Source organism: Leifsonia sp. McL0618, assembly GCF_049994905.1.
In the GTDB taxonomy this organism is placed as follows: domain Bacteria; phylum Actinomycetota; class Actinomycetes; order Actinomycetales; family Microbacteriaceae; genus Diaminobutyricibacter.
Genome location: NZ_CP188258.1, coordinates 3500295 through 3513340 on the forward strand (window position 1 = coordinate 3500295; position 13046 = coordinate 3513340).

The 13046-nt window shown below is 66.6% G+C and carries 17 protein-coding genes; 7 read left to right on the plus strand and 10 right to left on the minus strand.

Annotation, left to right across the window (positions count from 1 at the left end):
- Positions 1-35 precede the first annotated feature (35 nt).
- Positions 36-1352 carry an MFS transporter gene (locus ACPPVQ_RS16990; RefSeq protein WP_426516307.1) on the plus strand — a complete coding sequence of 439 codons (1317 nt, stop codon included), beginning with the start codon at positions 36-38 and terminating at the stop codon, positions 1350-1352.
- Between the two features lie 33 nt (positions 1353-1385).
- Here ACPPVQ_RS16990 and ACPPVQ_RS16995 read toward each other — a convergent pair whose 3' ends face one another.
- The 6 genes from ACPPVQ_RS16995 to ACPPVQ_RS17020 all read right to left on the minus strand — a co-directional run bounded on the left by ACPPVQ_RS16995 (position 1386) and on the right by ACPPVQ_RS17020 (position 5851).
- Positions 1386-1910 (minus strand): DUF4231 domain-containing protein, encoded by a 525-nt coding sequence (locus tag ACPPVQ_RS16995; RefSeq protein WP_426516308.1) that lies wholly within the window; start codon positions 1908-1910, stop codon positions 1386-1388.
- A gap of 96 nt (positions 1911-2006) precedes the next feature.
- Positions 2007-3446 carry a protein kinase domain-containing protein gene (locus tag ACPPVQ_RS17000; protein ID WP_426516309.1) on the minus strand — a complete coding sequence of 480 codons (1440 nt, stop codon included), beginning with the start codon at positions 3444-3446 and terminating at the stop codon, positions 2007-2009.
- Between the two features lie 79 nt (positions 3447-3525).
- Complete coding sequence (locus ACPPVQ_RS17005) at positions 3526-4287, minus strand: DUF899 domain-containing protein (protein WP_426516310.1); 762 nt, start codon at positions 4285-4287, stop codon at positions 3526-3528.
- A gap of 31 nt (positions 4288-4318) precedes the next feature.
- Complete coding sequence (locus ACPPVQ_RS17010; protein WP_426516311.1) at positions 4319-4969, minus strand: DUF2182 domain-containing protein; 651 nt, start codon at positions 4967-4969, stop codon at positions 4319-4321.
- Between the two features lie 19 nt (positions 4970-4988).
- Positions 4989-5447 (minus strand): SRPBCC family protein, encoded by a 459-nt coding sequence (locus ACPPVQ_RS17015; protein ID WP_426516312.1) that lies wholly within the window; start codon positions 5445-5447, stop codon positions 4989-4991.
- The gene (locus ACPPVQ_RS17020) at positions 5444-5851 is read right to left on the minus strand and encodes an ArsR/SmtB family transcription factor (RefSeq protein WP_426516313.1); all 408 of its coding nucleotides are present in this window, start codon (positions 5849-5851) and stop codon (positions 5444-5446) included. Before ACPPVQ_RS17020 ends, ACPPVQ_RS17015 begins: the two co-directional genes overlap by 4 nt.
- 81 nt (positions 5852-5932) lie before the next feature.
- Here ACPPVQ_RS17020 and ACPPVQ_RS17025 point away from each other — a divergent pair, with 81 nt between their 5' ends.
- Together ACPPVQ_RS17025 and ACPPVQ_RS17030 are read left to right on the plus strand one after the other, a co-directional pair.
- Entirely contained in the window at positions 5933-6439 is a 507-nt protein-coding gene (locus ACPPVQ_RS17025) for a hypothetical protein (RefSeq protein ID WP_426516314.1), read from the plus strand.
- Between the two features lie 8 nt (positions 6440-6447).
- On the plus strand, positions 6448-6702 hold the full coding sequence (locus tag ACPPVQ_RS17030) for a TM2 domain-containing protein (protein WP_426516315.1): 255 nt from the start codon (positions 6448-6450) through the stop codon (positions 6700-6702).
- Between the two features lie 43 nt (positions 6703-6745).
- Here the strand turns inward: ACPPVQ_RS17030 and ACPPVQ_RS17035 are convergent, their stop codons facing one another.
- Positions 6746-7438, minus strand: coding sequence for an ABC transporter ATP-binding protein (locus tag ACPPVQ_RS17035; protein ID WP_426516316.1), 693 nt, complete (start codon positions 7436-7438; stop codon positions 6746-6748).
- The gene (locus tag ACPPVQ_RS17040; RefSeq protein ID WP_426516317.1) at positions 7435-8523 is read right to left on the minus strand and encodes an ABC transporter permease; all 1089 of its coding nucleotides are present in this window, start codon (positions 8521-8523) and stop codon (positions 7435-7437) included. Before ACPPVQ_RS17040 ends, ACPPVQ_RS17035 begins: the two co-directional genes overlap by 4 nt.
- A gap of 164 nt (positions 8524-8687) precedes the next feature.
- Here ACPPVQ_RS17040 and ACPPVQ_RS17045 point away from each other — a divergent pair, with 164 nt between their 5' ends.
- Together ACPPVQ_RS17045 and ACPPVQ_RS17050 are read left to right on the plus strand one after the other, a co-directional pair.
- Positions 8688-9869, plus strand: a complete 1182-nt coding sequence (locus tag ACPPVQ_RS17045; protein WP_426516318.1) for a sensor histidine kinase — start codon at positions 8688-8690, stop codon at positions 9867-9869.
- Positions 9866-10486 carry a response regulator gene (locus ACPPVQ_RS17050; protein WP_426516319.1) on the plus strand — a complete coding sequence of 207 codons (621 nt, stop codon included), beginning with the start codon at positions 9866-9868 and terminating at the stop codon, positions 10484-10486. Before ACPPVQ_RS17045 ends, ACPPVQ_RS17050 begins: the two co-directional genes overlap by 4 nt.
- Here ACPPVQ_RS17050 and lepB read toward each other — a convergent pair.
- Together lepB and ACPPVQ_RS17060 are read right to left on the minus strand one after the other, a co-directional pair.
- A complete protein-coding gene (gene lepB / locus ACPPVQ_RS17055; RefSeq protein WP_426516320.1) occupies positions 10436-11206 on the minus strand; it encodes a signal peptidase I in 771 nt (256 codons plus the stop codon). The two genes, ACPPVQ_RS17050 and lepB, sit on opposite strands and share 51 nt — an antisense overlap.
- Positions 11207-11215: 9 nt before the next feature.
- The gene (locus ACPPVQ_RS17060) at positions 11216-11584 is read right to left on the minus strand and encodes a hypothetical protein (RefSeq protein ID WP_426516321.1); all 369 of its coding nucleotides are present in this window, start codon (positions 11582-11584) and stop codon (positions 11216-11218) included.
- 232 nt (positions 11585-11816) lie between these two features.
- Here ACPPVQ_RS17060 and ACPPVQ_RS17065 point away from each other — a divergent pair, with 232 nt between their 5' ends.
- Both ACPPVQ_RS17065 and ACPPVQ_RS17070 read left to right on the plus strand, forming a co-directional pair.
- Positions 11817-12122, plus strand: coding sequence for a hypothetical protein (locus ACPPVQ_RS17065; RefSeq protein ID WP_426516322.1), 306 nt, complete (start codon positions 11817-11819; stop codon positions 12120-12122).
- A 330-nt stretch (positions 12123-12452) separates the two neighbouring features.
- Positions 12453-12890, plus strand: coding sequence for an SRPBCC family protein (locus ACPPVQ_RS17070; RefSeq protein WP_426516323.1), 438 nt, complete (start codon positions 12453-12455; stop codon positions 12888-12890).
- The last annotated feature ends 156 nt before the right edge of the window (positions 12891-13046 follow it).

A 13046-nucleotide genomic window follows, 5' to 3' on the forward strand; every position in this document is an offset into this window, starting at 1 on the left:
TTGAACTTTCTCAATCGATGTGCAATTCTCCATAGGTGACCAGTTCGAACCCTTCCCCCGGCACCGGCGACAGCGCGACCAGCACGGCGAACGCGGCGAACCCGGGCAGCGAAGGCCGCACTGACACCGCGACGGCCAGGCTCGGCACCCCGTTCTGGCGGCTCTGGTCGTCTGACGGACTCTCGAACCTCGCCGACGGCATCCTCAAAGTCGCTCTGCCCCTGCTCGCCCTCGAATTCACGCGTAGCCCCACCCTGATCGCCGGACTGGCTTTCGCGTTCACGCTCCCATGGCTGCTCTTCGCCCTGCCGGCCGGCGCACTCGCCGACCGCATCGACCGCCGTCGCATGATGCTCACGGCGAATATCGCCCGCGCGACGATCGTCGGCGTGATCGCCCTCGCGGCCGCGTTCGGTTTCGGCTCGATCTGGATCCTCTACATCGGCGCTTTCGCCGTGGGAATGGCCGAGACGATCTACGACACGTCGGCCCAGTCGATCCTGCCGCAGGTCGTCAAACGCGACCTGCTCCCCCGCGCAAACGCCCGCCTCTACGTCGCCGAAACGATCGCCAACCAGTTCATCGGGCCGCCCCTCGGCGGCGTGCTCGCTGCGGTAGGCGCGGTCGCGGCACTCGCCACGCCGGCAGGCCTGTGGCTCGTCGCGGTGGGAGCGCTGCTGCTCATGCGCGGATCATTCAAGGTCGAACGGACCGGGAGCACCACCATCCGGGCCGACATCGCCGAAGGCCTGCGTTTCCTCTGGCGGCACAGCGTGCTGCGCGCCCTTGCGATCATGACGGGCGTGTTCAACCTCGCGTCAAACGCTGCGTTCGCCGTCTTCGTGCTCTACGCCGTCGGCCCGTCGTCGCCCATGAAGCTCACCGAGCCGCAGTACGGCATCCTCCTGACCTGCCTCGCGATCGGCAGCGTCGCGGGGTCGTTCGTCGCGGTGCCGCTCGAACGCCGGCTGGGCCGGGCGCGCACGATCGCCGTTTCGATGCTCGGGCCCGCCCTCATGGTGGGGGTTCCCGCGCTGACCAGCAATGCCTGGGTCATCGGCGCCGCATTCTTCTTCGGAGGAGCCGGAGTGATCATGTGGAACGTGATCGTCGTCTCGTTCCGCCAGCGCGCCACGCCCGACCGCCTGCTCGGTCGTGTCAACAGCGCCTACCGGCTCGTCGCCTGGGGAACGATGCCGATCGGTGCGGCGATCGGAGGGGTGCTCGCCCAGTTGCTCGGCGTGACAGCCGTGTTCGCCATCATGACGGCGGTCGTGCTCTCGATGTTCCTGTTCCTGTTCGTGGTGACGGATGCCCACATGAAAGCCGCGGAGGAGCATCCGGCCGACTGAGACGGCCGCGTGACGATCCGGCGACGTGCGCGATCAGGCCGAATGCGCAGGCGACCCCGAGCCGGGCTCACTGGACTGAGACGACTTCGCCCACGACGTCGTCTCACTGGTCGCGAGCGCCTCGATGCGTTCGACGAGCAACGGGACAGGGTCGCCGGTCGCGTAGTCGCCGGCGCGAGCCGTGTACAGGCTGCGCTGGGAGGCGATCGACGTCGCGGTGATCCGGTAGCGGATCCAGTTGTCATGCCACTGGAACAGCTGCTGCGCTCCCTCGAGCACGACGATCGCCGCACCAAGGCTGGCGGTCAGCCAGGTCGGCGCGTGGACCGCGACGGCTACCGGCACTCCGGCAGCGAGGACGAGCTGGATCACCTTGACGGTGAGATACCAGACCCGCGAATAGCCGGCATGTCGCTGGTACCAGGCGAGCTGCGACGTGATGCGCGCTTCGACCGCCGACGGCTCGGGCTCCTCGATGTCAGGGTCGGGGCCCAGGCCGGGGCCGGGGCCCGGCGACACTGCCGGCAACGGGATGATCGGGGGTTCTGCAGCAGTCATGGGACATCCTCCGTCCGACCCGCCGGACCCGGCACGCGCATCCGATGCGGATGGCGAAACCCTAGTGTTCCCCGGTCGCAACCGCAATGGAACCGGTCAGGCGCTCTGTACGTCCTCACGGAACACGGATGCGGCGGGTACGGGTGTAGGGATGTTCCCGCTGCCCTCCCCCGCCCAGCGCAGGCCCTCACGGCGCAGTTCGAGCTGGGAGACGATGATCGCCGCGAGGTCCTGCAGGTTCTCGATGTCGGCCTGCGAGGCCGAACCCGGCTTGAAGTCCAGGACCGACAGCGTGCCGATCACCTGACCGTCCTGCCGCTTCAGCGGCACCCCGACGTAGAAGCGGAGCGCGAGCGGCCCCTCGACGAGTGAGCTGCCCTGGGCACGGGCATCCAGGCGCGCATCTTCGACGACTACCGGCTCGTCCTGTGGAACCGTCGCCTTCGACAGGTCGACCTCGCGTGCGATGCGTGCGACGTCGGCACCGTAATGAGACGTGAACCACGTGCGATCGTGGTCGACGACGCTCACGATCGAGATCGGGGCTGCGAACATCCGGGCGGCCATGGCCGTCGCCCGGTCGAGGGCTTCGGTGGGCAGCGTGTCGAGCGCCGTCGCCTCGACGGCAGCCTGGTCGTCGGCGCGGTCCGCCGGGAAGAGCACCTCGGTGTCCTTGTGGCGGCCGCTTTCGGCGATCACGATCTGCTTCAGGATGGACACCAGCTCGCGACCCTGTGGCCGATCGCCGGGAGCGCGGCTGGTCATCGCCCGGAGCAGGGTGCGCCACCGCTCCGGCAGCTCCTCGGGGATGCGCGGATCGCGACCCAGGCGCGCAACGGCGGTCTCCACCATGGAGCCCGGGAATTCCTTGCGCAGGGTGAAACACTCGAGCAGCACCAGCCCGAGCGAATAGATATCCGTAGCCCCCGTGACCTCCCCGCCGCTCGCCTGTTCCGGGCTGAGGTAGGCGGCCGTTCCCGTGGTCATGCCCTCGGCGGTCATCCGCTCGACGTCGTCGGACAGGGCGATGCCGAAGTCCGTGAGTTTGGCGCGCGCACGGGTCGCACCGTTGCCGTAGTCCACCAGGAGGATGTTGGAGGGTTTGATGTCGCGATGGATGACACGCTGGCCGTGCACGTATTCGAGCACTTCCGCCATGTCGTACCCGATCTCGCCGATGTGCCGCCCCGAGATGGGCGCCTCGAAAAGCCGCGTCTGCAGGTTGGTGCCGTTCACCAGGGGCATCACGATGAAGCGTCGCGCACGGCCGCTCGAGTCGCGCGCCACGCCTGCGTCGATCATCGTCACCAGTCCGTGGTGGTCGAGACTTGCCAGCACGACGAATTCGCTCTCCTGGGGGGCGCCGTCACCGACGCCGGCGTGGAAGAGCTTGACAGCGACCTGCCGGCCGAGCGCCTCGTCGTGGGCGCGGTAGACCGTCGCCATTCCTCCGCGACCGATCGCGGAATCCAGGCGATACCGGTTGGCGAACACCTGGCCGACCGGATCGTCATCACCGACATGGTGGGTGGCCATCGTCACCTGCTTTCTGTTCACAGTGTGACGGACCTGAGCGATTTTCACCAAGCCGAAATCCGGGGCTTGACGAGGGAATCTATTGAGAGTATTCGTCGTTCCGGCGCCACCAGAAGCCGGGCTCGTTGCGTCCGAAAGGCGCGCGGTCGAGCCACTGGTACATGCCCCAGAGGGCGTCGACGCCCCGCTCATAGGTTGAGTACGTGTGGTAGACGACGCCGTCGTCGAGAACGAAAGCGCTCATCCCCGGCCCTTCCCGCCGGTAGGTCTCCCAGTCCGTCCCGACCGTTGCGCCGAGCTCCTCGAACCAGACGCGCCCGTCACCCTCCGGCGGCCGCAGGTCGATGGTGCGGTAGTTGTAGTCCACCGCGCCGGCGCGCCACTCCGCCTCGGTGTGCGACGTGTGGAAATCGAAGTTGAAGTCGCTGCCGAACGAGGATGCCCACGGGAACGTCCACCCCATCCGCTGCTTGTACGCCTGCAGCTGCGGCAGCGGCGCCCGGGAGACGGCGAAGAACGAGACGTCGTGGTTCTCGAGGTGCACGACGGAGCCGTTGAACCCATCCGCGATCGCCGAGCACGACCGGCAGCCGGCCTCGTAATCCGGGCCGAACATGAAGTGGTATACGAGCAGCTGCGAGCGTCCACGGAAGAGGTCGGCGAGGGATGCGGTGCCCTCGTCGGTCTCGAAGCGGTACTCCTTGTCGATGCGCACCCAGGGCAGCTCCTGCCGGCGTCGCGCCAGCTCGTCGCCGCGGTGCGTCAGCTCCTTCTCTGCGTCGAGCAGTTCCAGGCGCGCGGCGAGCCATTCCTCGCGCGTTCCGATCGTGTGGTCGGTCATGATGCCTTCTCCTTCGTCCTTCTTCTTTCGTTCACATGGCGGGCACGAGGCCTGGGACCCACGACGGAGCGACGACGATGAGCACTCCGAGGCCGAGGATCGCCAGGGCGACCGGAATGTCGATCACCGGTCGTGGCGCGACGAGTTTCTGCACGACGACGACGGCCGCGATGAGGAACATCCACGGGACGCTCATCACACTCAGCGCCACCAGCAGCAGCATGAGCCCGATGCTCGATCCCACGCAACACAGGCCGAACACGAAGCCCGAGCGGATGCTGTCCCTGCAGCGTTCGCGGAACCTCCGCTTGAGGGGGGTCAGCTCGTACACGCCGGCCGCGATCGCCACCACGCCGGCGACGAGCGCGGTGTGGGGCCGGTAGAGGGCGTACACGACGAGGCCGACGAGCGTCCAGACGGCGAGGTAGGCGGCGATGAACGCAGGGACGGAGCGGGCGCGACCGCTCGCTTCGGCGCTGCGCACGACCGCGGGAGCGGCGCCAGGCAACATCATCGCCGCCATCATCGCGATCCAGAGGGGCACGAAGAACGCGAGCGGTCCGAGCGAGGTCGCGACACCCATGTCCATGCCGTTCGCCTGCCACAGCGTGACGACCCATGCTGCTGTTGCGAGGCCGAGCGTCGCGGTCAGCGCGGTGACTCGGAGTCGTAAGGCGTTCATCTGACCCTCCTGCGTTCTTTCAGCCGCGCGAGCTGAGGCTGCGCGCGACGGCGAGCCGGTCGAGGGCTTCGAGGCAGGCGACCCACCCGCCCGAGTGGGCATCCCAGGCGCGACGGCTCGGCAGGCCCTCGTGGGTGACGGCCACCTCCGTACCGTTGGCGACCTCGGTGAAGTCGACGGTGACGGTGGTCTCCTTGTCGTCGGTGTTCGGGGAAAACCAGGTGAACGACAGCCGACGCGGCCGGTCGATGACGAGGTACGTTCCCCGGTGCGGGAGCGACTCCGACGGGGTGTGCACCATGACGGTGAATTCGCCGCCGACGCGCGGATCGGTCGTCGCTTCGGCGCGGGTTACCGGGCCAGCCGTCATCCACGTCGCGAAGCTGTCGGCGTCGGTCCAGGCGTCGAAGATGACGTCGGCCGGTGCGGCGATGACGCGCTTGACGATGAGCGGGCTGCTCGGAGTGTACACAGTCATGCGGATGCTCCCTTGTCTGTCGGGGTGGTGCCGGTTTGCGTGGTGGTGCCGGTTTGCGTGGTGGTGCCGGTTTGCGTGGTGGTGCCGGTGACGAAACGGTCGAGGGCCGCCAGGCGGTCGGTCCAGAACACGCGGTAGTACTCGATCCAGTCGGCGGCCTCCGCCATCGGCGCTGCGTTCAGCGAGAGCACATGGTTGCGTCCCTGCACGGAGCGGCTGACGAGTCCCGCCTGCTCGAGCACGCGGACGTGCTTCGAAACCGAGTTGAGCGAGATCGAGAAGTGACGTGCCACATCCGTGACGCGTTCATCCGCCGTCGAGAGGCGGATCAGGATCTCGCGCCGGGTGGGATCGGAGATGGCCCCGAACACCCGGTCGAGAGTTTGTGTCTGATATTCACCCATATGGGTGAATATACGCCCATGGTGCGAGGCGGGCAAGCCCCGCTACACTCCGGACTAGGACCGATCCATGACAGGGCACTCATGATCCCCAGAAGACTGCTCACCGCGACGCTGTCGGCGGCCGTAGGAGCCATGATCGCGTTCGGCCTTTCAGGCTGCGACTTCTTCGTGCCGCAGACCACCGAGACCACCGTCGAGACCAGCGACGGGGTCAGCGGGACGATCGGCCAGGTGCACGTCGGCAACGCCGTGCTGATCAGCGGGGACGGTGGGCAGGTGTCGAACCTGGTCGTGACCTTCTCGAACCTGGACTTCGTCGACCACGACGTCATGATTGAATCTACGGGAGCGCCGCTGCCCGTCACGGTACCGGCCGGGGGCTACGTACAGGTGGGGACACCCGGAAACCGGACAATCCTTTTCGTGACAACCGACTCGCCGCCGGGAAGTCTGCACCCGATCGCCTTCTCAGTGGCAGGCGAGACCCTGCACCTCGAGGTTCCCGTGCTCGACACCAGCCTCCCCCTGTACAAACACCTCGGGCCGCCTGAGGGTATCGGGGTCGCCGACCTCGAGAACATGAAGTAGGAGGCACGATGCCGAAGACGATCCAGATCCAGGTTCCCATCGCCCCGTTGCGGTCGAAGTCCGTCTTCGCGGCCTACTTCTTCATGGTGTTCACCTTCGTCGGCCTGGCCGGCATGCAGCATTTCTACCTGGGCAAGTACGGGCGGGGCATCCTGTGGCTGGTGACCTGGGGGCTGCTCGGCATCGGCACTTTCGTCGACCTGTTCACGCTGCGCTCGCAGACGAAGTCGATCAACGCGCGCCGGGCGGTCGGGATCCGCTGACCGCCCGCCGACCGGGGGCCAGCCGACGAGGCGGCCAGCACATTCAGGCGAGGACCGGCACTGCGCAGAGGCGTCCGTCGACCATGGTGACCACCGCGTGCATGCGCGGCAGGTGCACGAGGTCGTGCGTGACGAGCAGCGTCGACGTCTCGAGCTTGGCAGTGAGGCCCAGGATGAGCTCGATGATCTGCGCGCCGCGCTCCTGGTCGAGCGCACTCGTCGGTTCGTCGACGAGCAGAACGCTGGGATCGTTCATCAGCGCCCGAGCGATGTTGACGCGCTGACGCTGCCCGCCCGACAGCTGGTGAGGCCGCTTGTCGCAGTGATCCGCCAGCCCGACGGCGTCGAGCACTTCGACGGCACGCACCGCAACGGTCTTGCGTCGCGCCCGGCTGCCTGACCGTCCCAGCTCGTTCATCACGGTGAGCTGCTCATGCGCGGTGAGCGACGGCAGCAGGTTGGACTGCTGGAACACGATTCCGATGCGATCGCGCCGCAGGTCGCTCGCATCCTTCGCTCCCAGGCGTGCCGCATCGACGCCGTCGATGAGCACGGCACCCGCGTCGGGTCGGATGAGCGTAGCCGCGACAGCCAGGAGACTGGACTTGCCGGACCCGCTGGGGCCCGTGATTCCGGTAACGGTTCCCGGATGCGCGGTGAGCGACACCCGGTCGACCGCGGTGACGCGGCTGTCGCCGTCGGGGAAGGTGAGTGTGACGCTGTCGAGTTGGATCATCGGTTGCTCCCGAGTGCGGTGAGTGGATCTGCGGAGGTGACGGAACGGAGTGCGAAGGCTGCGCCGGCGAGCCCCAGGGCGATCAGGAGCACCGCGGGCAGCAGCGTCGTGAAGGGGTTCAGGATGAACGGCAGGGCCGACCCCGCGAGGGTTCCGAGAAGGGCGACGACAGCGATACCGACACCGACGCCGACGAGGAGCACGACGAGCGCCTGCCCGAGCGCGTCGCGGACGAGCGACCTGGTGGATGCGCCGAGTGCCTTGAGCACGGCGATGTCGCCCTTGCGCTGCATGGTCCAGACCGTGAAGAAGGCTCCGATGACGAGAGCGGAGATGCCGAACAGCAGCGCGACCATCATCAGCAACGAGCCGATCTCGGACTTGAACGCACCGATCGCGGTCAGCGATCCGAGCGGCGTCTGGCTGATCGTGCCGGCGGCGGCGTTCTCCGCCAACCAGTTCGGCGTGCCGGTGACGGTGAGGACGGTGGCGAATGCGCCGGGGTTGCCGGTCGCTGCCGAGTATGACTGCCAGTCGTGGAGCGTCATGTAGACGACGGGGGTGTGGCTGTACCAGCTGTCCCCCGTGATGCTCTCGACGGTGAATTCCGTGCCTGCGATGGTCACCGTGTCGCCCGCGCTGACCCCGAGGTTCGCCGCTGCCCCCTTCGAGAGTACGAGTTGCGCGTCCGTCGCCGGGTGGTCCCCGGCCAAGCCGGCGCCGACGCCGAAGATCGCGATCGAGGCCTGCGTGCCGTTCGCTGTGGTGCCGCCGGCCTGCGCCCGGGTCTGGGTGATGCCGATCGGCACCGCCGAGGAGACGTCGCCGGCGGTCGACCAGGAGTCGGCCTGCGCCTCGGTGATCGCGGAGTCGGAGAAGCTCGCTCCGGTCGACGCGTCGGCCTTCGGAACCGAGAAGACGATCTGGTCGGCGGGCAGCTCGAGCACGCCGGAGATGTTCTGCGATGCGAGGCCGCCGGTCAGTCCGCTGAGGAATCCGACGAGCAGGGTGATGAGGGCGACGACCGATCCGATGAGGGTGAACCGGCCGCGTGCGAAGCGAAGATCTCGCCAGGCGACGAACATGTGTGGTCCTTTCTGTGACGCTGTTCAGCGACCCTTCCAGCCTCGTTTTTCCGGCGTCCCCGGTCATCGCCCATGCGAACGGACCTGCGGCGACGAAGGATGGGGCGAAAGCTCGAACTTTTGATGGATGGCCCGGCGACCCCTCGCACGTATCCTGAATTGACATGACTCACACCGCGTTGACCCCCGTGTTCGTCGGTCTTCGCACCGGCCTTCACGTGGTGTTCGTCGCCCTCACCGTGCTCGTCATCGTGCGCGCGATTGTCGCGCCGACCCCGTCGAGCCTGGCGGTGATCGTGCTCTGCCTGATCCTGCTGGCGACGTACGCTCTGGGCGGCCTCGTCGCGCACAGCGCGTTCCGCGGTGCCGGCTACCTGTGGCTGCTCGCCTTGTCGCTCGAATGGATCGTGCTCGTCTGGCTCATTCCCGAAGCGGCATATCTCGTCTTCCCGCTGTTCTTCCTCTACCTGCACCTGCTGCCGGGCTGGTGGGGACCGCTCGCTGTCCTGGCTGCGACCGCCCTCGCGATCGTCGCACTCGGCCTGCACGGTGGATGGACGGTCGGCGGCATCGTCGGACCGCTTGTGGGCGCCGGCGTGGCCATCCTGATCGGACTCGGCTACCGCTCGCTCGCCCGCGAGTCCCAGGAGCGGGAACAGCTGATGGATGAGCTGATCGCGACCCGCGACCAGCTCGCAGAGACCGAGCACGAGTCCGGCGTTCTCGCCGAGCGTGCACGGCTGGCCCGCGAGATCCACGACACGGTCGCGCAGGGTCTGTCGAGCATCCAGATGCTGCTGCACGCGGCTGAGCGCGAGGCTCCGGATGGCGCAGGGACCGAGTACATCCGTCTCGCCCGCGAGACCGCGGCCAGCAATCTCGCCGACACGCGCCGGTTCATCAGGGAGCTCACCCCGTCGGCCCTCGTCGACCAGGGAATCGGCGCCGCACTGCGCCGGCTCGCCGAGACGCAGTGGAGCAGCGACTCCCTGCAGGTGCACGTGCGGGTGTCCGATGCGATTGACCTGCCGATCGACGTGCAGACGGCACTGCTGCGGATTGCGCAGGGTGCCATGGCCAATGTCGTACAGCACGCGGATGCGCGCTCCGCCACCATCACGATCGACCGCGACGCCGACACCGTGCGGCTGACCATCAGCGACGACGGTCGCGGGTTCGACCCGGCCGCGGTCGCCATCGCCAGAGCGTCGGGCGCCTCCGATTCGTTCGGCCTCACCGCAGCCCGGGAGCGGGTCGACCAGCTCGGCGGAACCCTCACGATCGACGCGGAGCCCGGCCGTGGGGCCATCGTCACGGTCGAGCTGAAGCTCGAGGCCGACGGATGATCCGCCTCGTGATAGCAGACGACCATCCTGTCGTGCGCGCAGGCATTCGCGCCCTGCTCGACCACGAAGACGGCATCACTGTCGTCGGCGAGGCGTCGACGCCTGACGAGGCGGTGGAACTCGCCGACCGGGAGAACCCCGACCTGGTTCTCATGGACCTGCAGTTCGGGTCGGATGCGACCGGCGCGGAGGCGACCCGGCGCATCCGGGAGCTCGAAGCACCGCCCTATGTGCTGGTGCTGACCAATTACGACACCGACGGCGACATCCTCAGCGCGGTCGAGGCCGGGGCGAGCGGCTACCTGCTGAAAGACACCCCGCCGCCGGAGCTGATCGCGGCGGTGCGCGCCGCCGCGTCCGGCGAGAGCGCGCTGGCGCCGGCCATCGCGGGGCGGCTGCTGAACCGGATGCGGGCGCCGCAGGTCAGCCTCAGCCGTCGCGAGATCGAGGTGCTCGACCAGGTCGCCGCCGGGCGCTCGAACAGCGAGATCGCTGCTGAGTTGGTCGTCAGTGAGACGACGGTGAAGTCGCATCTCGTGCACATCTTCTCGAAGCTCGACGTGTCGTCACGCACGGCCGCGGTCTCGGTTGCGCGGCAGCTGGGGATCCTGCGGTAGCGCACTGTTCGTCAGGCCGGCGAAAGTCGCCGGGTAGCTGTCGACCCAAGCCCATCGCGATGTCGGCCAGATGACTGCCATCGCAGTGCCGACCACATCCGTCACGGGAACAAACCCTTTGCCAGGCAGTTCCTGATTCAGACTTGAGTCGCGGGAGTTATACCTGTTGTCACCCATTACCCAGAGGCTGCCCACGGGAACTATCACGTCGAATGACCGCGTTGCCGCATTCGCACCTCCGGGAGGAACGACCGCGTACGGCTCCTTGAGCGGCATCCCGTTGACGGACAACTGTCCCAGGGCATTGCAGCACCTCACGTGGTCGCCCGCCACTCCGATCACTCTCTTCACGAGGTACTGGCTACTGTCCTGCGCCGACAGTCCGACGAAGGAGAACGCGGCGTCCACAACCGAGGCGAGCAGGCCGGGTCGAGCGGGACCGACCGGAGGCAACCATCCACCGGGATCCTTGAACACGACGACGTCACCCCTGTGGACAGAGGTGAGTTTCGGCACCAATTCGTTGACGAGGATTCGATCGTTGACGTGAAGGGTGTTTTCCATCGATGCCGAGGGAATGTAAAACGACCGGACGACATAGGTTTTGATGAGGGCAGATGCCAGGATCGCGACTACCAGTATCACGACCAGGTCGCGCGCCAGTTGCCCGCGCCTCCGACGCGTTGCGTTAGAGGTATCGATCTCAGACGATGCGATCACGCAGACCGGCTAGCTGTTTAGCGATGCGGTCTGGGTCCCCGGGAAGTTCTTGACTCGAAACCCGATCGTTCCGGCGGGCACGTTGCAACCCACAGTCTGCGCAACCCCATTCGCCGGGACACTGCCCGAACAGAGGATCTTTCCCGCGATCCCACCTGAGCTGATCTGCCAGTACTGATTACCCCCTCCAGTGAGCTTGATCGTCATCACCGCTCGCTGAGAGCCCGCCGAATTGCGGGTCTGGTCACAGAAATCGGAAGTGCGCGTTCCGCTGCACGTCTTCGTCGTGGCGGAGATCGCAGCCGTCGCGGACACCGCCGGCAGAAGGGTCAGGGCCACCGCCCCAATGAATCCGGCGGCTGTCATGTTCAGTTTCATGGTTGCTCCAAGGGCTTGATGTAAAGGGTATATATACCCTAGGTTACAACGCGTGATTTGGGAAACCCTGATCTCCGCCCGCCCTAAGCATTCCGATCTGGGGAGGGCTTCGTTATGAATCTGGCCTCGCCGCGTCAAACAACGTGTAGGCATTCACCGCTCGGGATCGCAATTGCCTATGCCCGGGCCGGTTCCGGGCCAATCATCCCGCCACAAAAGGAGACAATTCCGCATGCCGAGGGACCGTGAAGTGGTATCGCGTGATGACAGCCTTGCAAGTCGCCGACCACGGTGGGGTGAAATTGGCGACCTTAAGAGTTGGCTGCTGCTGGCATCGGTAGCAACTTCTGCCGCTCTCGCGCTGGTCCCCTCCGAACGGGTTCACTTGATCGCAATTGGCGGCGCGGTCGTTGCAATGACGCTCACCGCGACAGTGCGCGCCGAAAGAAAAAGGCGCCTGTCGATGGGCATCATCGGCGTCGGACTATTCTCCGCCTTTGTGAACTCGGCGATGCTCGTTTGGACGGGTGCCCTGTGACACCGAGACCTACATCCTCCGCGACGCGAGCGTGGCTATCCATTGCGGGGATATTTCTGGGCGGCGCAATGATCCTCTGGGCCGTCGTGTTGTCGGGCAACGCAGTGGTCATTGCCGCCGGATCCGCTCTTGTCGTTGTGGGAGCATCTCTCCTGGTCAACTTCGTCCTGCGTCGCTCCCGCGACTCGTAGGGCCATGTGCGTCCAGCGCATTGAGGTGACGTGTTGAGCTGACATCAGTCCGATGCCAGCGCATCGAGTGAATCGGCGCGCTGGGGCGGCGCCCTCAGAACTGATGCGCGAGCGGACCGCCGGGTGTAATACAGGAACCGTGGCACGCATCACGAACACCATCCAGATCGACGCGACGACCCAGCAGGTCTATGCGGCCATCCGCGCCCTCGACCTCTATCCCACCTGGCTGACGCACTCCATGGTCTATCGCGGGACGAAAGTGGGAACCTCCGGCCCCGCGGCTCAACTCACCTACGAGGACTCGACCTCGGTCGGCCGGATGCGCGGCGAACTCGTCGAAGAGGAGCCAGATCAGGCGCTGGAGTTCCACCAGAGGAAGCCGTCAGGCAGCCTGGATGCGCACATCCGCTACACCCTGGATGCTGTCGGGACGGGCACGCGCGTGACCCGGGTCGGCGTGATGACGACCCACGGGATGCTCCGTATGATGCAGCCGATCCTTCTGCGGATGGCAGCCCAGGAAAGCGAGCGCACCATGAAGGCGCTCAAGGTCTACGCCGAACTCAAGGGCTGAGCTCCGGACGACGTTCGAGTGTGCCCGTTTCGGTCGAGAGTGCGTGTTGCGCCGGCCACGCTCGACCGCAACAGGCACACTCGCCGACGCAGTGGTAGCGAAAGTCAACAGTCGCCGTCACATTCCGACGCGTGTTGCCCCCTGTTTCGTCATGTT

Excerpts from the sequence above, each read along its gene's own strand:
- ACPPVQ_RS16995 (WP_426516308.1), bottom strand. The coding sequence starts at position 1,910 with ATGACTGCTGCAGAACCCCCGATCATCCCGTTGCCGGCAGTGTCGCCG.
- ACPPVQ_RS17000 (WP_426516309.1), bottom strand. The coding sequence starts at position 3,446 with ATGGCCACCCACCATGTCGGTGATGACGATCCGGTCGGCCAGGTGTTC.
- ACPPVQ_RS17005 (WP_426516310.1), bottom strand. The coding sequence starts at position 4,287 with ATGACCGACCACACGATCGGAACGCGCGAGGAATGGCTCGCCGCGCGC.
- ACPPVQ_RS17010 (WP_426516311.1), bottom strand. The coding sequence starts at position 4,969 with ATGAACGCCTTACGACTCCGAGTCACCGCGCTGACCGCGACGCTCGGC.
- ACPPVQ_RS17015 (WP_426516312.1), bottom strand. The coding sequence starts at position 5,447 with ATGACTGTGTACACTCCGAGCAGCCCGCTCATCGTCAAGCGCGTCATC.
- ACPPVQ_RS17020 (WP_426516313.1), bottom strand. The coding sequence starts at position 5,851 with ATGGGTGAATATCAGACACAAACTCTCGACCGGGTGTTCGGGGCCATC.
- ACPPVQ_RS17025 (WP_426516314.1), top strand. The coding sequence starts at position 5,933 with ATGATCCCCAGAAGACTGCTCACCGCGACGCTGTCGGCGGCCGTAGGA.
- ACPPVQ_RS17030 (WP_426516315.1), top strand. The coding sequence starts at position 6,448 with ATGCCGAAGACGATCCAGATCCAGGTTCCCATCGCCCCGTTGCGGTCG.
- ACPPVQ_RS17035 (WP_426516316.1), bottom strand. The coding sequence starts at position 7,438 with ATGATCCAACTCGACAGCGTCACACTCACCTTCCCCGACGGCGACAGC.
- ACPPVQ_RS17040 (WP_426516317.1), bottom strand. The coding sequence starts at position 8,523 with ATGTTCGTCGCCTGGCGAGATCTTCGCTTCGCACGCGGCCGGTTCACC.
- ACPPVQ_RS17045 (WP_426516318.1), top strand. The coding sequence starts at position 8,688 with ATGACTCACACCGCGTTGACCCCCGTGTTCGTCGGTCTTCGCACCGGC.
- ACPPVQ_RS17050 (WP_426516319.1), top strand. The coding sequence starts at position 9,866 with ATGATCCGCCTCGTGATAGCAGACGACCATCCTGTCGTGCGCGCAGGC.
- ACPPVQ_RS17060 (WP_426516321.1), bottom strand. The coding sequence starts at position 11,584 with ATGAAACTGAACATGACAGCCGCCGGATTCATTGGGGCGGTGGCCCTG.
- ACPPVQ_RS17065 (WP_426516322.1), top strand. The coding sequence starts at position 11,817 with ATGCCGAGGGACCGTGAAGTGGTATCGCGTGATGACAGCCTTGCAAGT.